The organism is Streptomyces sp. NPDC020801 (assembly GCF_044334385.1).
Taxonomy (GTDB): Bacteria; Actinomycetota; Actinomycetes; order Streptomycetales; family Streptomycetaceae; genus Streptomyces.
This window is the reverse complement of the sequence record NZ_JBIRST010000007.1, coordinates 327,530-346,963: the sequence shown is the minus strand read 5'-3', so window position 1 is coordinate 346,963 and position 19,434 is coordinate 327,530. Positions and strand designations below refer to the sequence as shown.

Annotated in this window: 13 protein-coding genes and 2 pseudogenes; 10 read left to right on the top strand and 5 right to left on the bottom strand. The window is 70.8% G+C overall.

The features are described 5' to 3' along the window. Positions 1 to 277: 277 nt before the first annotated feature. The 3 genes and pseudogenes from ACH4UM_RS17660 to ACH4UM_RS17650 all read left to right on the top strand — a co-directional run. Positions 278 to 2,401: a glycosyltransferase gene (locus ACH4UM_RS17660; RefSeq protein WP_398179613.1), complete on the top strand. Its 2,124-nt coding sequence runs from the start codon at positions 278 to 280 to the stop codon at positions 2,399 to 2,401. Next, positions 2,398 to 3,576, top strand: coding sequence for an acyltransferase (locus ACH4UM_RS17655; RefSeq protein ID WP_398179448.1), 1,179 nt, complete (start codon positions 2,398 to 2,400; stop codon positions 3,574 to 3,576). Before ACH4UM_RS17660 ends, ACH4UM_RS17655 begins: the two co-directional genes overlap by 4 nt. An 11-nt stretch (positions 3,577 to 3,587) precedes the next feature. Further along, positions 3,588 to 3,970: pseudogene (locus ACH4UM_RS17650) on the top strand (phosphotransferase); the annotation flags it as partial. A gap of 156 nt (positions 3,971 to 4,126) precedes the next feature. Here ACH4UM_RS17650 and ACH4UM_RS17645 read toward each other — a convergent pair. The 5 genes from ACH4UM_RS17645 to ACH4UM_RS17625 all read right to left on the bottom strand — a co-directional run bounded on the left by ACH4UM_RS17645 (position 4,127) and on the right by ACH4UM_RS17625 (position 10,711). Then, positions 4,127 to 4,381, bottom strand: a complete 255-nt coding sequence (locus tag ACH4UM_RS17645) for a hypothetical protein (RefSeq protein WP_398179445.1) — start codon at positions 4,379 to 4,381, stop codon at positions 4,127 to 4,129. 96 nt (positions 4,382 to 4,477) lie between these two features. Continuing rightward, entirely contained in the window at positions 4,478 to 8,500 is a 4,023-nt protein-coding gene (locus ACH4UM_RS17640) for a polymorphic toxin-type HINT domain-containing protein (RefSeq protein ID WP_398179442.1), read from the bottom strand. Between the two features lie 356 nt (positions 8,501 to 8,856). Continuing rightward, complete coding sequence (locus ACH4UM_RS17635; RefSeq protein WP_398179439.1) at positions 8,857 to 9,372, bottom strand: hypothetical protein; 516 nt, start codon at positions 9,370 to 9,372, stop codon at positions 8,857 to 8,859. A gap of 278 nt (positions 9,373 to 9,650) precedes the next feature. Beyond that, the gene (locus ACH4UM_RS17630) at positions 9,651 to 9,845 is read right to left on the bottom strand and encodes a DUF397 domain-containing protein (RefSeq protein ID WP_398179436.1); all 195 of its coding nucleotides are present in this window, start codon (positions 9,843 to 9,845) and stop codon (positions 9,651 to 9,653) included. A gap of 11 nt (positions 9,846 to 9,856) precedes the next feature. After that, positions 9,857 to 10,711 (bottom strand): helix-turn-helix domain-containing protein, encoded by an 855-nt coding sequence (locus ACH4UM_RS17625; protein ID WP_398179433.1) that lies wholly within the window; start codon positions 10,709 to 10,711, stop codon positions 9,857 to 9,859. Positions 10,712 to 10,937: 226 nt separating this feature from the next. On the opposite strand from ACH4UM_RS17625, the pseudogene ACH4UM_RS17620 reads away from it, so the two are divergent. From ACH4UM_RS17620 to ACH4UM_RS17590, 7 genes and pseudogenes are all read left to right on the top strand, one after another. Beyond that, positions 10,938 to 11,291 (top strand): annotated as a pseudogene (locus ACH4UM_RS17620) (ATP-binding protein); the annotation flags it as partial. 336 nt (positions 11,292 to 11,627) lie between these two features. After that, positions 11,628 to 12,980: a nitrate/nitrite transporter gene (locus tag ACH4UM_RS17615; protein WP_398179610.1), complete on the top strand. Its 1,353-nt coding sequence runs from the start codon at positions 11,628 to 11,630 to the stop codon at positions 12,978 to 12,980. 95 nt (positions 12,981 to 13,075) lie between these two features. Beyond that, positions 13,076 to 14,227, top strand: a complete 1,152-nt coding sequence (locus tag ACH4UM_RS17610; protein ID WP_398179430.1) for a uroporphyrinogen-III synthase — start codon at positions 13,076 to 13,078, stop codon at positions 14,225 to 14,227. Positions 14,228 to 14,531: 304 nt separating this feature from the next. After that, positions 14,532 to 15,125, top strand: a complete 594-nt coding sequence (locus ACH4UM_RS17605) for a CGNR zinc finger domain-containing protein (RefSeq protein WP_398179427.1) — start codon at positions 14,532 to 14,534, stop codon at positions 15,123 to 15,125. A gap of 351 nt (positions 15,126 to 15,476) precedes the next feature. Then, positions 15,477 to 15,998, top strand: a complete 522-nt coding sequence (locus ACH4UM_RS17600; protein WP_010039908.1) for a sigma-70 family RNA polymerase sigma factor — start codon at positions 15,477 to 15,479, stop codon at positions 15,996 to 15,998. Beyond that, positions 15,998 to 16,810, top strand: coding sequence for an anti-sigma factor family protein (locus ACH4UM_RS17595; RefSeq protein WP_398179424.1), 813 nt, complete (start codon positions 15,998 to 16,000; stop codon positions 16,808 to 16,810). Before ACH4UM_RS17600 ends, ACH4UM_RS17595 begins: the two co-directional genes overlap by 1 nt. Positions 16,811 to 16,874: 64 nt before the next feature. Next, entirely contained in the window at positions 16,875 to 19,316 is a 2,442-nt protein-coding gene (locus tag ACH4UM_RS17590) for a HelD family protein (RefSeq protein ID WP_398179421.1), read from the top strand. The last annotated feature ends 118 nt before the right edge of the window (positions 19,317 to 19,434 follow it).

Genomic DNA, 19,434 nt, shown 5'->3' with positions numbered 1-19,434 from the left:
CCGGGTCACGACGGCAGCCGGTGACGAGCCCACTCGTGACACCCACGACGCCCGTAACGCAGGTAACGACGCCGGTAACGTCCGTAACCCCCACGTCCGTAACCCTCGCAACGCCAGCGACTTCCGTGACGGCTCCCGTGACGGCTCGCGCGACGGCTCCCGCGTCCCCCGACGTACGACCGCGGGACGCCCCGGACGCCGCCCCCGCGGCCCTCGCCGCCCCCGCCGGCGGCTGCCCCTGCGCCTGCTGCTGCCCACGCTCGTCCTCGCCGCCCTGATGGCGATGCTGATGCTGCGCGGCTACGTGCACAGCGAGATCCTCGCCGACCACCGCATCCGGCCCGAGGCCACCACCGACGAGGTGCCGCAGAAGATCCTCGAGGGCGGACCGGTGATCGACACCCGCGGCGGGCGCGAGACCAGCCTGCGTCTGCCCGACCACCGCCTGGTCCTCACCTTCGACGACGGCCCCGACCCGACCTGGACGCCCAAGGTCCTCGACGTGCTCAGGAAGCACCACGCGCACGCGGTCTTCTTCGTCACCGGCACCATGACCTCGCGCTATCCGGACCTGGTCAAGCGCATGGTCGCCGAGGGCCACGAGGTCGGCCTGCACACCTTCAACCACCCCGACCTGGCCTACCAGTCGAAGAGCCGCATCGACTGGGAGCTGTCGCAGAACCAGCTCGCCATCACCGGTGCGGCCGGCGTGCGCACCTCGCTGTTCCGGCCGCCGTACTCCTCCTTCGCCGACGCCATGGACAACAGTTCCTGGCCGGTGACCGAGTACATCGGCTCCCGCGGCTACATCACGGTCGTCAACAACACCGACAGCGAGGACTGGCAGAAGCCCGGCGTCGGCGAGATCATCCGCCGCGCCACCCCGCACGGCGGCAAGGGCGCGATCGTCCTGATGCACGACTCCGGCGGCGACCGCCACCAGACCGTGCAGGCACTGGACCGCTTCATCCCGCAACTCCAGGCCCGTGGCTACCGGTTCGACGACCTCACCGAGGCGCTCGGCGCGCCCAGCGCGCTCACCCCGGTCACCGGAGTCGACCTGTGGAAGGGCCGGGTGTGGATCTTCCTGGTCCAGGCCTCCGACGACGTCACCGACGCGCTCGCGGTCTGCCTGGCACTGGTCGGCGGCCTGGTCATCGCCCGGTTCGCGCTGATGCTGCTCCTCTCCGGTGCCCACTCCCGCCGGGTGCGCCGCCCCGGGTTCCGCTGGGGTCCGCCGGTCACCGAACCGGTGTCGGTGCTAGTGCCGGCGTACAACGAGGCCAAGTGCATCGAGAACACGGTCCGTTCACTGACCGCGAGCGAGCACCCGGTCGAGGTCGTGGTGATCGACGACGGATCGGCCGACGGCACCGCCGACATCGTCGAGGCGATGGACCAGCCCGGCGTACGGGTGGTCCGCCAGCGCAACGCGGGCAAGCCGGCCGCCCTCAACCGCGGTATCGCGAACGCCTCGCACGACCTGATCGTGATGATGGACGGCGACACGGTCTTCGAACCGTCCACCGTCCGGGAGCTGGTCCAGCCCTTCGGCGACCCGAAGGTCGGCGCGGTGGCGGGCAACGCCAAGGTGGGCAACCGGGATTCGCTGATCGGCGCCTGGCAGCACATCGAGTACGTGATGGGATTCAACCTCGACCGCCGGATGTACGACGTCCTGCGCTGCATGCCGACGATCCCCGGTGCGGTCGGCGCGTTCCGCAGGTCCGCCCTGGAGCAGGCCGGCGGCATGAGCGTCGACACCCTCGCCGAGGACACCGACATCACCATGGCCCTGCACCGCGAAGGATGGCGCGTGGTGTACGCCGAGGACGCCCGTGCCTGGACCGAGGCGCCCGAGTCGGTCCAGCAGCTGTGGTCCCAGCGCTACCGCTGGTCCTACGGCACCATGCAGGCGATCTGGAAACACCGAGGCGCGCTGCTGGACCGGGGCCCCTCCGGCCGCTTCGGCCGCGTGGGTCTGCCCCTGGTGTCGTTGTTCATGGTGGTGGCCCCCCTGCTGGCCCCGCTCATCGACGTCTTCCTCCTCTACGGAGTCGTCTTCGGCCCCACCCGGAAGACGATCGTGGCGTGGCTGGGCGTCCTCGCCGTCCAGGCGGTCTGCGCCGCGTACGCCTTCCGCCTGGACCGCGAACGCATGACCCACCTCATCTCCCTCCCGCTCCAGCAGATCCTCTACCGCCAGCTCATGTACGTCGTCCTTCTCCAGTCCTGGATCACCGCGCTCACCGGCGGCCGCCTGCGCTGGCAGAAACTGCGCCGCACGGGCGTGGTGGAGGCACCGGGCGGTCCGGTACAGCGGGAGCGGACGGGGAGCATGAAGGAGACCACCGAAACCGGCGACGCGGCCGAGACGGCGGATCGGAGCCCGGTGGCATGACGCAGGCGCTCGCCCAGCAGACCACCGCCGACCGCAGACCACCGGCCGGCCGCGACCGCTACCTGGACCTCCTCCGTGCCCTGGCCCTGGTCCGAGTCGTGGTCTACCACCTCTTCGGCTGGGGCTGGCTGACGGTGCTGTTCCCCTCCATGGGCGTGATGTTCGCCCTGGCGGGCTCCCTGATGGCACGCTCCCTGAACCGTCCTGCACTGAGCGTGATCAAGGGCAGGCTGCGCAGGCTGCTGCCCCCCTTGTGGGCGTTCGGCGCGGTGCTGCTCCCCCTGATGCTGATCGCCGGCTGGAACCCGGCGAGGGACCCGGACATCGGCGGCACGCTCGGCCTGACCAAGCTCCTGGACTACCTGGTGCCGATCGGCGCCCCGCCCTACCCCTGGCACCTGGGCTCCGACTCCGGCCTGCTGGACCCGACCTGGGCGGACGACGCCGCGGGCCCCCTGTGGTACCTGCGCGCCTACCTCTGGTTCGTAATTGCCTCCCCGCTGCTCCTGTGGGCCTTCCGCCGCGCCCCCTGGCCGACCCTGCTGGCCCCTCTGGCCCTGACGGCGGTGGTCGGCACGGGCGCGGTGACCATCCCCGGCGAGACGGGCAACGCGGTCACGGACTTCGCGGTCTACGGCGGCTGCTGGGTCCTGGGCTTCGCCCACCACGAGGGCATGCTGGCGAAGATCCCCCGCTACGCGGCGGTCTCGTGCTCGGCCCTGCTGATGGCGGTCGCCCTGTGGTGGGCGTCCGGCCACCAGGGCCCCGACGGCTGGGACCTGAACGACATCCCGCTGGCCCAGGCGACCTGGAGCTTCGGCGTAGTCGTCATCCTGCTCCAGTACTCCCCGTCCTGGCAGGAACTCCCCGGCCGCCTGCGCCGCTGGGACAGGCCCATCACTCTCGCCAACAACCGAGCGGTCACGATCTACCTCTGGCACAACTTCCTGATCACCGCCACGGTCCCGCTCCTCGACCAGGCCTACAACCTCCCCTTCATGCAGAGCGACAGTGCGTCGGGATTCCTCGACTCGACCTACAGCCTCTGGATGTTCGTCCTGGTCTGGCCGTTGATCGCCCTGGCGGTCGTGACCTTCGGCTGGATCGAGGACCTGGCGGCGAAGAGGAAGCCGAGGCTGTGGCCGAACGGAAGGAGGAGAAGCAGGGCCTTGTAGGCTCGCGGCCCATGGGCAACGCGGGCGTGGACGAGGAGTTGGTGCGCTCGCTGCCGGAGCAGCACGCGGACGTTGCCGGGCTCGTCCTTCGCGAGGTGATCGCGGGCTGGGACAACCAGATGTGGCGCCTCGGGGACGACCTGGCCGTGCGACTGCCACGCACCCCACGTCCTCCCTCCCTCCTCCGCAAGGAGCAGGAGTGGCTGCCTGTGGTGGCCCCGAGGCTTCCGCCTCTGGTCCTATACCGGTGCGGGCTGGTGAACCGTCCGCCCGCTTCCCGAGGCCATGGGCGGTCATGACCTGGGTTCCCGGTGAACCGGCCGACCGGACCCCTGCCAGCCGTGGCCACCACGCGGCCGACCGGCTGGCCGGCTTCCTCGGGGCTCTGCCGATCACTCCTTGGAACTCGGCGGCCTGCCACGGACCGGCCAGGACAGCTCCTGGACCACGGTGACCCTCGTGCCGGGTGTCATCGCGCCCGCAGGCCATGAGACGCCCATGCCGCCACCATGTTGTGGGACGGGGCGGTGGCTGCTCCGAAGATCCTCGCTCATGCCCGTTCGAGGATCAGGTCGTGGTCGGATTCGATCTCCTGATCTGCCGTCAGGTGGATGTGCGCACCTTCGTGTACCTGGTCCTGTGCCAAGGTCAGGAGGTGACGAGCCAGAGAGACCAGGCCTGCATGATTGGCTTTGATGGAGACCTCTGACCCGCTGACCGAGACGGTGATTTCGAAATCCTCGTCCCAGGAAAGCAGTAGACCCTTGCTGGGGTGGTAATCGGGGACCTGGACAATGTGCTCCACTTGCGGGCTCCTTCACGTCTCGTGGTGATGTCCGGCGCGGGAGTCGCCTCGGCTGAGCTGAACCGAGGCGACTCCCGTCACAGGCAACTAACGTGCTCATCCAAGGTATACGTGCCTGTTTTCCACGACCATGGACTTGCCTGGTTTCTTGGGGTTCGGGGCCAGTCGTTCGAAGTTCATGTGCGGGCCACCGCCATGTTGTCCCGTGATGTCCGACTCGCCCATCCTGGCCACGCGTGTTCCGTCTTTGGAAACGAACCGGCCGCTCCCCGGAACGGGTTCTGTATATCCAGGACCGACCCACTTTTCCGCTGCGGACAGGGCGTCGTCGACCGGGATTTTCGTGCCGTCAACAGGATTGCCGTCGCCGTCATACACCCCACTGGATGTCGGACCGCAGCCCGTCGCGTTGTGCACCAGAACCGGTGTTGTGCCAGCGAGGACATAGTAGGTGTGGAAGTCCTCGACGGTGAGATTGTAGGTGCGCACACGCTGGTCGAACGCGCGGTCGGCCTGGACGCGAACGGTGCCGCCGTCACTGCTCAGCAGGGTGGCGCCTGGTGTCAGGTCGCGGGCTTTGGCCCAGCGGTTCTCCGCGGGGATCCAGAATGGGTGTTCGTAGGTGGCGGTGAGCTTTCGTGGGCCGCCCGGTGTGGTGAGGGTCAGTTCGTCGAAGTGTTTGTCGCCATCGGTGATGATCAGACGGGCGACCTTGCGCGGTGCCGTCTTCCGGGCGAGCGGGTCTGTCGCGACGATTCTGTCGCCGGCCTTGATATCCTCGATGTTCTTTGCCGGGCCGTCGGCCATGAGCACTTTGGTGCCGGCCACGAAGCACTGGGTACAGGTCTCTTCCGCAGCGCTCCTCTCCTCGGCATCGCGCAGCGCTTGTCCCAGTCCGTCGCTGAAGCGGTTGATCCCGTCACCGATGCCGTAAACGCCACCGACTATCAGTGTGGTGCTCGCGACGACGGCGGGGGCGCCGGCCAGGCAGCCGACTCCGGTGAGGCACAAAACGCCACCGGCGAAGTCGCCGGACGCCCCGAAGCCGACCGCTCCCACGCCGGCGAAGGTTTCGACGAGTCCGCCGAAGATCTGCGTGGCGTTGTCGAGTATCGCCGAGCCGTAGTCGGCGACGGTGTTGGCCGTGTCCTTCAACCAGCCGGGAATCCAGCTGCCGTCGTCATCCTGTTGGGCGCTCTTCTTCTTCATGGCCTCGTACCACTGCCGCCACCGCTCCTCCTCCTGCTGCTGCTTGACGACTGCGGTGTGGTAAGCCGCCGTCGCCGCTTGGCCCGCTGCTGTAGCGTCCTTGCCCGCGGCGGTGGCAGATGCGCGTGCCTGCTGTGCTGCTGTCCCGGCCGAGTCGGCCGAGCCGCGAGCCGCAGCGGCCGAGTTCTGAGCCTGGGCTGCCGAGGTGACCGCCGCCGCTGCCGCGTTCTCGGCGTCCTGCTGGGCCTTGCGGGCCGTCTTGGCCGAGGCGGCGGCGTCCTTGGCGGACTGTTCGGCCTGGTTGGCGTAGCCGTCGGCCTGGGTGGCGTACTTCCTGGCGTCCTTGGCGGACTGTTCCGCCTGCTTCGCGTAACCAGCGGCCTCGGCGGCCGCCTTGGCGGCCGTGGCCGCCGCCTTGCCCGCTTCCGCCGCGTTCTTCTGGGCGGTGGCGGCGACGCCCGCGGCCTGTGCAATGAGCTGCTGGATCTGGGCCTCGTGGGTGGCGGCGAGCTGGTCCTGCCGCTGCGCCTTGTACTGGCCCACGCCGATGAAGGCGTGGAGGAGGCCGGAGGGTCCTTCGAGGGCGATGCGCGCCGCGGCCTTCACCTCCGGGCCGCCGCTGTCGGCGAGCTGGGCGGCACGGACGCGCTCGTCCTGGGTGCGTGCCTGGGACTCGCCTGTGGTGATGAACTGGCGCAGGACGTCCGGTGTATCGGAGTCCAGTGCAGTGCGGCCCGCCTGCTGCTCGATCGGGCCGGCCGCAGCGATCGCCCGGGCGATGTACAGGCGCATGTCCTGCTTCATGGCCGCGTACTGGCCGGTGGCCAGGAATGCGCTCACCGCGCCGGAGTCGCCTTCGAGGGCCTGGGAGGCGGCGGCGCGTACGTCGGCGGAGCCGGCAGCAGTCGCCAGATGTTCGACGTCCTGGCGGTCGTCCTGCCCGCTCGCCTCCTGGCGGCCGGTGCGGATGTACGCGGTCACGTCCGTGTCGGAGCCCGCCAGCGCCACGAGTGCCGCGGACTGGCTCCACGGACGGCCGGTCCTGGCCGTCGCCAGGGCCACCTTGCGGGCTTCGGGAGCGATCTGCGCGGGGTCCGCGCCGGACTGGGCAGCCTGGTCCGCCAGCTTGTCCGCCTGGGACTGAAGGTCCTTGGCCTGCTGTACCGCCGCCTGCTGTGCCGCGGTGCGCTGGTCCTCCGCCGTCTTGAGGTCCTGGGCCCGGTCGATGGACTCGTTGGTGCGGGCGGTCAGCTGCTCGGTGGCGATACGGTCTGCCAGGTCGTGGACCTTCTGGGCCTTGGAGACCGCCGCGCTGGCGGCGTCGGCGTCCTTCTTGGCTTCCTTGGCATGCGCGGCGGCCTGCTTGGCGGCGTTCGCCGCCTCCCCGGCGTGGGCCGCCGCGTCGTCGGCTGCCTTGGCCGCGTTCTCGGCATGGGTGGCCGCGTCGTTCGCGGCGTCGCGGGCCTCACCGGCAGCGGACGCGGCCTCCTTGGCCAGCGACTCCGCGGCGTCGGCGGCACGGCTCGCCTCCCGGGCGTGCCGGTGCGCGGCGGCCGCGGCACTCTGCGCTTCGGCGGAGTGGGAGCCGGCCTGGTCGGCATAGGAGTTCGCCTGGTCGGCCGCGTCAGCGGCGTTGTCGGCGTTGCTGCCGGCACCGCTCGCTGCCCGGGCCGCGTCCGCGGCCGACGAAGCGGCGGTCTGGGCGGAGTCGGCGGCCTGGGCGGCGGCGTGAGCGCCCGCGGCGGCGTCCCGCGCCTGCTGCGCCGCCTTGCGTGCGGTGCCTGCCTGACCGGCATCGACGGCGGCGTTGGCGGCGGCGTTACGAGCTTGCGAGGCAGCCTCGGCGGCACCGTCCGCGGCCGCGGCGGCGGCCGCGGCGGCGTTGGCGGCGACGCGGGCCGCGTTGGTGGCGGCATTGGCGGCTTCGATCGCCGTCTGCGCGGCCGTGGCGGCCTGCTTGGCCGCACTGGCCGCACGGGCGGCTGCCGCCGCCGCGTGCTTGGTGTCCTTCTGGGCCGCCTGCGTCTCGGCAGCGGCCTTCTGGGCCGCCTCCTTGGCCAGTTGTGCCGCGGTCACCGCGCGGGCGGAGGCGTCCTTGGCGGCCTGGGTCTGCTGCCCGGCCAGCTTGCCCGCCTTCGTCGCCTGGTCGGCGAGTTGGGCGATGGTGGCGTGCTCCTGGTCGCGCGAGCGGGCCACGAACTGCCCGACCTGTATGAACTCGTGGATGTCGTCGGCCGTGCCGTTGATCGCGATCCGGCCGGCCGCCTGGACGTTCGATCCGCAGGCCGAGATGATCTGGGCGACCTCGACCCGCTCGTCCTGTTCCCGGTCGGTGTACTGGTCGTTGTCGAGGAACGTCTTGATGTCGTCGGGTGTGCCGTTGAGTGCGGCTCGCCCGGCCTGTTGGACCTGGGGACCGCCTGCGTCGATGATCTGCGCGACGCGGACCCGCTGGTCCTGCTCCAGCGGCGCCTTCCAGCCGTCCGTCAGGAACGTCTTCAGGTCGTCCGGCGTACCGTCGAGCGCCTTGCGGGCGGCCGCCTGAAGACTGAGGCCACCGACGCCGGCGTACTGGGCGACGGCCACCCGTTCGTCCTGTACGGCGATGTCGGGCGCCTCGTCCAGGAACTTCCTGACGTCGTCGTCACCGCCGACCAGAGCGACCTCGGCGGCGGCACGGACACCGGGGCCGCCGGTCTCCCAGAGCCGCACCACCTTGGCGCGGTCGGTGTCCGGGAGCGCACCGCCGATGCCGGTGCCCGCCGTTGTGGCGCCGTCGGCAACGGCCTGGGTGGGCGCGGGCCCCAGCAGGCCCATGACGAGGGCGACGGGCAGCAGGCCCAGGCTCAGCCCGCGGATCGCGTGCTGCGCCCGTGCCGCCACGCGCCGTGGGCGTCGTGGATGTGTCACTGCGACTCGATTCCTCTGTTGTGTTCAGTGGGGGGGTGCCGCTCGGACCGCCCGGCCGCAGCTGGGCAGTCCGATCACGGCCTTTCGCCCCGGCCGCAGCCGGCCGAGGGGCGGTCCACCGGTTGCCGAAGTGGCCGCCTCCCGGAAGCTGTGCCGGGATGTGTCAGCCGGCCGGTGTGAGGCGGACTTCGTCGTGCAGGCCTTTGGCGTCCACGCCGGGGAAGAGGCTGACGTGTCCGGGCGGCGAGCGTCGCGGCGGCGGCCAGGCCGCCGGTCCGCGCGGAGCGCGGACGCAGGGCAGACATGGAGATCCCTGCAGATGTGAGGGGTTGGGCAGTGCTGGGTGGGTGGTGCGGTCAGCCGGTGACACGCAGTTCCACCAGAACGGCGGGTGCGCCGCCAGCGGTCCCCTCGCCGACGCTCTGGTAGCCGTTCTTGTCGACGTTCACCGTCTTCGCCGTCGCAGAGGGGTCACCCTGCGGTTTGAGGTCGGCGCTGATGGGGTGGTCGGCGGTCTCCAGGGCGAAGACATGCGGGAGTTCGAGGGCGAGATAGCCGGTCTTGGCCGTGGCCTTGAGGCAGTAGGCGCCCTGCGGGTTCCCGCTCGGGCCCTGCACGGTGAGGACCTTGATCTGCTGGGCCGAGTCGTCGCACGCGGAGAGGGTGATGTGGCCATCGCCCTTGATCAGCTTGATGCCCTTGTCCCGCTGGATCTGATCCGCGTTCGGGTAGGCGAAGTCCTCCACGGCGGACGGCGGCGTGGAGGTTCCCGGATCCGGCTGGGGCGCCAACGGCTCGGCGGAGGCGAGCACGGGAGCGCCCAGGAGCGCCACGAGCGCGGCCGCCCCCACGAGGGGGAGCAGCCTACGCATACGATGAGTCACCCGAAATCCCTTCCAGGCATGGGTGACGGCACATCTGCAGCCCCCACGCAGACGTAAAACAAAAATAAGGTCGGCAATGAAGCTAGATGGGGACGGCAAGGAATCGCAACGTGATCACCCTCACGGGCAATTCATGGAACCTGCGCAGCAGATTCACAATGAGATGCGGTGATCGCTATTTAGTTGCGGCTTTCACTGTTTCGGTAAAGGCTTGCGAAAAAGGTGAGTGGGGAAGGAACGTAAGTGCCTCGTTGTCATCCCGTCGCTCACGTCGCTGGGGAGCGCTGCTCGGGATGTGTCGCGGAGATGAAGTCGGCCCAGGCGGCGGCCGGGAAGGTCAGGTGGGGGCCGGCGGGGGTCTTCGAGTCGCGGATGTGTATGACCTTGGGGGCGCGGGCTATCTCGACGCAGTTCGAGCTGTCGCCGCTGTAACTCGACTTCTGCCAGTGGAGGGTTTGCACGGCTGGTCCTCTCAGATTTCCTGCATGAGGCGGTGGATGAAGTCGCGTGACCCGGCGGGATCGAGTGCGCAGGACTCCATGTGGTTCAACACGGCTCGGTACTTGTTCAGCTGCGCATCCGCATCCAGGAAGCTGCAGCCGCCATGGTGCGTGTCCAGTTGTACGGTGTCGAGCTGCGGGACGGAACCCTCGACGTAGTCGAAGGACTGGCCGGTGCTCGGGAAGTATTCCGTTCCGAACGGGATCACCCGGACGGTGACGTGCGGCAGTTCGCCCATGTCAAGGAGGTGCTTGAGCTGGCCGTGCGCGGTGGTCGGGCCTCCGAAGCCCATGCGCAGGGCTGCCTCGTGGATGATCGCCGAGTACGGGGGCGGATCGTCGCGGTACAGGATGCCCTGCCGCTTCATCCGGTGCGTGAGGCGGTGCTCGATCTCGTACTGCCGCATGACCGGCACCACGGCACGGAACAGGGCGCGGGCGTGATCGCTGGTCTGCAGGAGCGCGGGGATGTGGATCACTAGAGCCACTCGCAACGCCGTCGCGTGATGCTCCAGCTCGGCCAGATCGACCAGGGCGGCGGGCAGGTGGTCGCGGTACTCCTCCCACCATCCGCGGCCACGGCGCCCGGTCATCGCGGCCAAGGAGTCGGCCAGGGTCTCGTCCGAGCAGTCGTAAGCCGACGCCAACGCGCGGACGCGGTCAGCGCTGAGGGATGTGCGCCCCGTCTCGATCATGCTCACGCGCCCCTGGTTGACGCCCAGGTGTGCGGCCGCCTGGGTAACGGTGAAACCGGCTCGTTCACGGAGTTTTCGCAGCTCGGAGCCGAGTCTCCGCTGCCGCAGTGTCGGGTTGTCAGTGGGTGGCAAGGCGCCCTCTCTCGGTCTGCGCTGCGACGCTCGCATACCTCACACGAGCTAATGGGAGATTCATCTCTGCCAATTGGAAGATGCATCTCTCAATTCGGGCCTAGTGTAAGAGCTGTACCGCCCAACTTGCCTCGCCCGTAAGCCGGAAGCGCACCCACCCAGGCAAAGCCACCGCCCGGCACAGCCGTTGAGCGCATCCACTTCCCTTCCTCGCCCGGAGGACTTCATGGTCACCGTAGCCCTGCCCGACACCTGGGTGTACGCCCTCCGCCTGCCGCACGACCCCCGTGCCGCACGTGTCGCACGTATGACCGTGCGGGCGGCTCTCCACAGCCACGGGATGGGCGAAGTCCTCGACACCGTCGAGTTGCTGGCCTCCGAGCTGGTCACCAACGCCTACCGGCACACCCAGGGGCCCGCCTCCCTCCGGCTGACCGCCCTGAGCGACGGGCGGCTGCGCGTCGGGGTCTGGGACAGTGATCCGTACCTCCCCGCCCCCTTCGACGGGTCTCCGCGGGACCGGGTCCCGCCCGTCGCGGTCGGCGCCGACGGCGGGCGTGGGCTGTTTCTCGTGCAGCAGTACGCGGACTCGTGGGGCGGCCGGCCGCTCGGCGGTGACCCGCTCGGGCGGGGCGCGAAAAGCTGCTGTGGTTCGAGGTGGGCGGACGGAACTGACGATCACGGAGGGTGGTCACTCGTCACGCAGCTGCGCCTGGCCTGGCTCTGGTCGGGCCAGGCGGAGCCGGGCCAAGGGCAGGGAGCTGTACGGCGTCGCGCCGTGGGAGCCGCAGGACCTCTCATCCCCCCGCCCCTCAGCGTGAGAGCAACGTTCCCTTGCGGTCACCGACAGCCACAGCGCGGAAACGCGGTCTCCCTACCTTCGGGACTCAGCCACTCAGCGCACCGTGGAGGCGTCATGACAGCGAGTCGTTGGATTCAGCACTGGGACCCGGAGGACGAGACCTTCTGGGCGGAGACGGGGAGGAGGACCGCCAACCGCAATCTGTTCTTCTCCGTGCTCTCCGAGCACATCGGGTTCTCGGTGTGGACCCTGTGGTCGGTGCTCGTGCTGTTCATGGGGCCCGAGTACGGGCTGACCCCCGCGGACAAGTTCCTGCTCACGTCCATGGTGACGCTCGTCGGCGCCGTCGTCCGGGTGCCGTACACCTTCGCGGTCGCCGTCTTCGGCGGGCGGAACTGGACGATCATCTCCGCGAGCCTGCTGCTGGTGCCGACCGTCGCCGCGTTCGCCGTGATGCATCCCGGCACCTCCTTCTCCACCTTCCTGACGGTCGGGCTGCTGGCCGGCATCGGCGGCGGCAACTTCGCCTCCTCGATGACCAACATCAACGCCTTCTTCCCGATGCGGAAGAAGGGGTGGGCGCTGGGGCTGAACGCCGGGGGCGGGAACATCGGTGTGCCCGTCATCCAGCTGGCCGCCCTCGCCATCATCGGGGCGAGCGGCGGGCCGCGTGTGCTGCTCGGGATCTACATCCCGCTGATCGTCGTCGCCGCCGTACTCGCCGCGCTCTTCATGGACAACCTCGCCTCCGTGAAGAACGACACCGGTGCCGCCGTGGACGCCGCCAAGGACGCCCACACCTGGATCATGTCGTTCCTCTACATCGGCACGTTCGGGTCGTTCATCGGCTACAGCTTCGCCTTCGGGCAGGTGCTCACCAACCAGTTCGGCAGGACTCCGCTGCAGGCCGCCTACCTCACCTTCATCGGTCCGCTGCTCGGCTCCCTGATCCGGCCCGTGGGCGGCTGGCTCGCCGACCGGTACGGCGGGGCCAGGATCACCCTGTGGAACTTCGTCGCCATGGCCGCCGCGACCGCCGTGCTCGTGGTCGCCAGCATGCAGAAGTCGCTGCCGCCGTTCGTGGCCGTCTTCGTGGTGCTGTTCGTGCTCAGCGGGCTCGGCAACGGCTCGACGTACAAGATGATCCCCGGGATCTTCCAGGCCAAGGCCCTCGCCCAGGGGCTTCAGGGCGAGGAGGCCGCGGCGCACGGGCGGCGGCTGTCCGGGGCCTCGATGGGGCTGATCGGAGCGGTGGGCGCGCTCGGCGGCGTCGGCATCAACCTCGCCTTCCGGCAGTCCTTCCTCTCCTACGGCTCCGGAACCGGCGCGTTCGTCGCCTTCCTCGCCTTCTACGGCGCGGCGTTCGTGGTCACCTGGGCCGTATACCTTCGCCGTCCGGCGGGCCAGGTTCCGGCCGCAGCCGCCACCGCGGAGGCGAAATCGCAGCTCAGCTACGCCGAGGTGTGACGTAACACTGGTGACATCAAGTCGAACCGAGCCTGTCACGCGCCGTTGACAGGCTCGTTCGGCAGGTACGACGACTCGAGCGCGAGACGAGAGCCATGTACGACGAACAGCAGCGACCGGAACACGGGCCCCTGGCCGGGTTCACCGTGGGTGTGACGGCAGCGCGCCGGGCCGACGAGCTCGGCGCGCTGCTCCAGCGGCGCGGTGCGCTGGTCGTGCATGCGCCCGCCCTGCGCATCGTGCCGCTCGCCGACGACGGCGAACTCCTCGCGGCCACCAAGGAGATCATCGACCAGGCGCCCGACGTCGTGGTCGCCACCACCGCGATCGGATTCCGCGGCTGGGTCGAGGCGGCGGAGGGCTGGGGGCTCGGCGAGGCGCTGCTCGCCGGGCTGCGCGAGGTCGAACTCCTGGCGCGCGGGCCGAAGGTCAAGGGCGCCATCCGGGCCGCCGGGCTGACCGAGGAGTGGTCGCCGTCGTCGGAGTCCATGGCCGAGGTGCTCGACCGGCTGCTGGAGGAGGGCGTCGAGGGCCGCCGGATCGCCGTGCAGCTGCACGGGGAGCCGCTGCCCGGGTTCGTGGAGTCGCTGCGGGCCGGCGGAGCGGAGGTCGTACCCGTCCCCGTGTACCGGTGGATGCCGCCGGAGGACGCGGGCCCGCTGGACCGGCTGCTGGACGCGGCTGTCTCGCGCGGGCTCGACGCGCTCACCTTCACCAGCGCTCCGGCCGCCGCGTCCCTGCTGTCCCGGGCGGAGGAGCGGGGGCTGCTGCCCGAGCTGCTGGCCGCGTTGCACCACGATGTGCTGCCCGCGTGCGTCGGGCCCGTCACCGCGCTGCCGTTGCAGGCGCGCGGGGTCGACACCGTGCAGCCGGAGCGGTTCCGGCTGGGGCCGCTGGTGCAGCTGCTGTGCCAGGAACTTCCGGGGCGGGCGCGGGCGTTGCCGATCGCCGGGCACCGGGTGGAGATCCGGGGGCACGCGGCGCTGGTGGACGGGGAGCTCAGGCCCGTGCCGCCGGCCGGGATGTCCCTGCTGCGGGCGCTGGCGCGGCGGCCCGGGTGGGTGGTCGCGCGCGCCGAACTGCTGCGTGCGCTGCCGGGGACGGGCCGTGACGAGCACGCGGTGGAGACGGCGATGGCCCGGCTGCGTGCCGCCCTGGGCGCGCCGAAGCTGATCCAGACGGTGGTCAAGCGCGGCTACCGGCTCGCCCTGGACCCGGCGGCCGACGCCAAGTACGCCGACGCCTAGGTCCGGTCCTGTCGTCCAGGTCCGGTCCTGTCGTCAAGGACGACAGGACCTGGCGCCGCCCCCGTGAGCCGACGCCCCCACCGGTACGCCGCCCCCGTGAGCCGACGGCCCCCCGGTACGCCGGCCCCGTGGGCCGAAGGCATCCCCCGCGGTACGCCGGCCCCGTGGGACGAAGACACCCCTGCGGTACGAGGGGTTCCGGCGGCGGGAGCGGGCAGGCACTGTGGGAGGGAACGCTTTCCCAGCCCTGACGAGCACCCCGCCCACCGCTGCTGACCGGGGTGACCTAGGCGGTGACAGGCACATGGCACTGGGTACGGCCACGGTCCCGTACGAACTCCGCTTCGACGCCGGGCGGATCTGCCTGGATCTCCTCTCCACCACCCATCCCGGCGAACGGCTGGCCTCCCTCGCCCCGCTCTGCGCCTGGATCACGGGCTCCGGCCTGGTCCCGGCGGGCACGCCGCTCGGGCACGCCGACGCCTCCTGGCCCGGCGCCTTCCGCGAACTGCGCGGACATGTGGCGCAGTTGGTGCGGGGCTACCTCGCCTGCGAGGTCCGGCCCTACGACCTCGCGCTCGCCCGCGTCAATGACACCGCCCGCGCCGCCCCGCCCGCTCCCCGTGCCGTACGCGGCGAAGACGGTTTCCTGGTCCGCGAGTTGGCCGGGCCGCCCGAGTGCGGGGCGCTGCTCGGGGCGGTCGCCAGGGACGCCGTGGAACTGCTCACCGACCCCGTCGCCCGGGCGAGTCTGCGCCAGTGCGAGGGCGACAACTGCCCGATCGTGTACCTGGACACCTCCAGGGGACGCAGGAGGCGCTGGTGCTCCAGTGAGGTCTGCGGGAACCGCGAACGGGTCGCCCGGCACCGCCGTCGCGCGGCCCTCGCCCGCGCCTAGGGTCCGGCCTCCGGATGCGCCCGGGGACCCGGCGGTCCGGTATGCCCCTTCTGCGAGTTCGCCTCCCACGTGATTTGTGCAACATTCCGTTAGGGTCGCCGCCCCGCACGGACGGCGACGGCGATCTCGTCAATGTGTCGGAAATGTAAAGATGGCACGGTGGGAATGTGCGTCCATGTCCCCCTCGTCACGTCACCCCGAAGAAATCTGTCGCCTCACTTTGAACACGGAGCGCCCCGCATCCGTACCCGTCGACGAGCGACCGACTGGGGGAACCCCCGGACATCGGAGGTGGGCGTGCGCAAGGATTCCGTCGTGGCCAATGAACGTGGATCGAGGGCCCGACATCGCATGTCCCAGCCCTCGGAACCTGACGAGGAGCTGATGCGTGCTCTTTACCGTGAGCACGCCGGACCTCTCCTTGCGTATGTCCTCAGGCTGGTCGCCGGAGACCGGCAGCGTGCCGAGGACGTGGTGCAGGAGACGCTCATCCGTGCCTGGAAGAACGCCGGCCAGCTCAATCGAGCGACCGGTTCGGTACGCCCCTGGCTGGTGACGGTCGCCCGGCGCATCGTCATCGATGGCCACCGCAGCCGGCAGGCCCGGCCGCAGGAGGTCGATCCGTCGCCGCTGGAGGTCATCCCCGCGGAGGACGAGATCGACAAGGCGCTGTGGCTGATGACGCTGTCTGACGCGCTCGACGACCTGACCCCTGCCCACCGGGAGGTTCTCGTCGAGACGTACTTCAAGGGGCGTACCGTCAACGAGGCGGCCGAGACGCTGGGCATACCCAGCGGCACCGTCCGCTCCCGTGTTTTCTACGCCCTGCGTTCGATGAAGCTGGCTCTGGAGGAGCGGGGGGTGACGGCGTGATGAGCATGTACGGGGGGTTCGGAACGGGTGGTTCGGGTATGTCTGGGTCCATGCAGGGATCACCGGCCCCGAACGAGCACGAGACCGTCGGCGCCTACGCCCTCGGAATTCTCGACGACGCCGAGGCAACCGCTTTCGAGGCCCACCTCGCCGGTTGCGAATGGTGCGCGCAGCAGCTCGACGAGCTGGCCGGAATGGAGCCGATGCTGGCCGCGCTGGCGGACCTGCCGGGCTCCGGCAACGCCGCGATCGGCGAGTCCCTCTCCGCCAAGCCCAGCCCACGGCTGGTGGAGAAGCTCGTCGACGAGGTCTCCGAGCGCCGCGCCCAGAAGCGGCGCAAGGGCTTCTACCTGGTCGCGGCCGCGGCCGCGCTGATCATCGGCGGTCCACTGGCCGTCCTGGCGGCGAGCGGCGGTTCGGACGGCGGCGGCAACGCCAACGTGGCCGCGAGCCCCGCGAAGTCCGCCTTCGACACGATGGCCGACAAGGTCACGGCGACCGACCCGGCGACGCACGTCACCGCCACCGTCGCGCTCGAGAAGAAGGACTGGGGCACCAACGCCGTCCTGCAGCTGAAGAACGTGACCGGCCCGGAGCGGTGCTCGCTCATCGCCGTCGGCAAGAACGGCGAGCGGGAGACGCTGACCTCCTGGTCCGTCCCGAACTGGGGCTACGGCGTGCCGAACCCCAAGACGGAGGAGGCCAAGAACCCCCTCTATGTCCGTGGCGGCGCAGCCTTCAAGCCGAACCAGATCGATCACTTCGAGGTCATGACGTTCGACGGGAAACGACTCGTCCAGGTCAACGCCTAGCTTCCGCCGACAGGCCCCCTTCGCGTACGGTTGACGGCTGCCCAGCACGTCAGAAGGGGGCCCGGTGGCCGCTCAGGTTCAACAGGATTCCGCGGTCGACTCGGTTCACGACGCAGCGAGCGACGCAGCGATCGATGCGGCGCACGGCGAGGCGCGTGACGCGGCGCACGACGCGGCGCGTGACTCCGTGCGCGACCGAGAGATCAGCGTGGAACAGGAACACCTGGACCGGGTGTACCAGCGCCTCGAGGAGAAGATCCACGAGGCCGAGTTCCTCATGCACGACGCGGCCAAGCGCGGCCAGGTCGGCACACCCGGCGCGCTGGCCGAGCGGGACGCGCAGGTCTTCCGGGCGGGCATCCACCTCAACCGCCTGAACAACGAGTTCGAGGACTTCCTCTTCGGCCGCATCGACCTGCTGCTCGGCAAGGACGGCAAGAAGGGACCCGACGGGGCGTACACCGCGGTCGAGCCGGCCGAGGGCGCGGTGCGCGAGGACAACACGGCCGACATCGCCGAGACCCTGCACATCGGGCGGATCGGCGTGCTCGACGCGGAGTACGCGCCGCTGGTCATCGACTGGCGGGCGCCCGCCGCCGCCCCCTTCTACCGCTCGACCCCCGTCGACCCCGGCCGGGTCGTGCGCCGGCGGGTCATCCGCTCCAAGGGACGGCGCGTGCTCGGCGTCGAGGACGACCTGATGCGCCCGGAGCTGAAGGCATTCCTCGACGGACACGAGCTGCCCGCCATCGGCGACGGCGCGCTGATGGCCGCGCTCGGCCGGGCCCGCAGCCACACCATGCGGGACATCGTCGCCTCCATCCAGGCCGAGCAGGACCTGGTCATCCGCGCCCCCGCCGCCTCGGTGACCTACGTCGAGGGCGGCCCGGGAACGGGGAAGACGGCGGTCGCGCTGCACCGGGCGGCCTACCTGCTCTACCAGGACCGGCGCCGGTACGCGGGCGGCATCCTGATCGTCTCGCCGACCCCGCTGCTGGTGGCCTACACCGAGGGTGTGCTGCCCTCGCTCGGCGAGGAGGGCCAGGTCGCCATCCGCGCGATCGGCTCGCTGGTCGAGGGCGCCGAGGCCACGCTGTACGACTCGCCGTCCGTGGCGCGGGCGAAGGGCTCGTACCGGATGCTGAAGGTGCTGCGGAAGGCGGCGCGCGGCGCGCTGGAGGTGGGCGCGGGAGCCGCTGCCCCGGCCGGGCAGCCGGCCCCGGGCGACGACACCGACGTACCGCCGCAGGCCCCCGCCGGACCGCCCGCCCGGCTGCGCGTCGTCGCCTTCGGGCGCCGCCTGGAACTGGAGGCCGCGGAGCTGGAGCGGATCCGCCACACCGTTCTCGGCGGCACGGCGCCCGTCAACCTCCTGCGTCCCCGCGCCCGCAGGCTGCTGCTCGACGCCCTGTGGGAGAAGTCCGGCGCGGCCGGCCGGCACACCGACCCCGAGCTGGCCGCCGAGCTGCGCTCCTCCTTCGACGAGGACGTCACCGGCGAGGACTCCTTCGTCGCCTTCCTCGACGCCTGGTGGCCCGAGCTGACCCCGCGGGCCGTGCTCACCGCCATGGCCGACGAGCGGCGGCTGGGCCGCTGGGCGCGGCGGGTCCTCAACCCCGGCGAGGTGCGCCGGGTCGCCCGCTCCCTGAAGCGGGACGGCCACTCGGTGCACGACATCGCCATGCTCGACGAGCTCCAGGCGATCCTCGGCACCCCGGCCCGCCCGCGGAGGAGACGCGAGCTGGACCCGCTGGACCACCTCACCGGCCTGGAGGAGCTGATGCCCGTGCGCGAGGAGTCGCAGCGCGAGCGCGCCGAGCGGCTGGCACAGGAGCGCATCGAGTACGCGCACGTCATCGTGGACGAGGCGCAGGACCTCACGCCCATGCAGTGGCGGATGGTCGGCCGCCGTGGCCGGCACGCCACCTGGACGGTGGTCGGCGACCCGGCCCAGTCCTCCTGGTCCGACCCCGACGAGGCGGCCGAGGCCCGCGACGAGGCCCTGGGCACCCGCCCGCGCCGGCGCTTCGAGCTGACGGTGAACTACCGCAACCCGGCCGAGATCGCCGAGCTGGCCGCGAAGGTGCTCGCCCTGGCCATGCCCGGCGCCAAGGCCCCGTCGGCGGTGCGCTCCACCGGGGTGCGGCCGCGCTTCGCCGTCGTACGGGAGTCCCTGGCCGCCGCGGTGCGGGAGGAGGCCGGACGGCTGCTGGACCGGGTGGACGGCACGGTCGGCGTGGTGGTCGCGATGAACCGGCGCGAGGAGGCCCGGCGCTGGCTCGCCGGGCTCGGCGACCGGGTGGTGGCGCTCGGCAGCCTGGAGGCCAAGGGCCTGGAGTACGACGCGACGCTCGTCGTCTCGCCCGCGGAGATCGCGGACGAGTCCCCGGCCGGCCTGCGCGTCCTGTACGTCGCACTGACCCGCGCCACCCAGCAGCTGACGGTGGTCTCGGGCGAGCGGGACCAGCCGGACACGGCCGGGGTGCCGGATCTGCTGCGGGACTGAGACGCGGGAGCGAACGGCGGGAGCGAATCCGGTGAACCCTCCTGGAGGGGAATGGCCGGGCGGCGTCCGTTTGTTAGCCTTGGTGTGGCACCGGCCCGATCCAAGCCCCCGGGCCCAA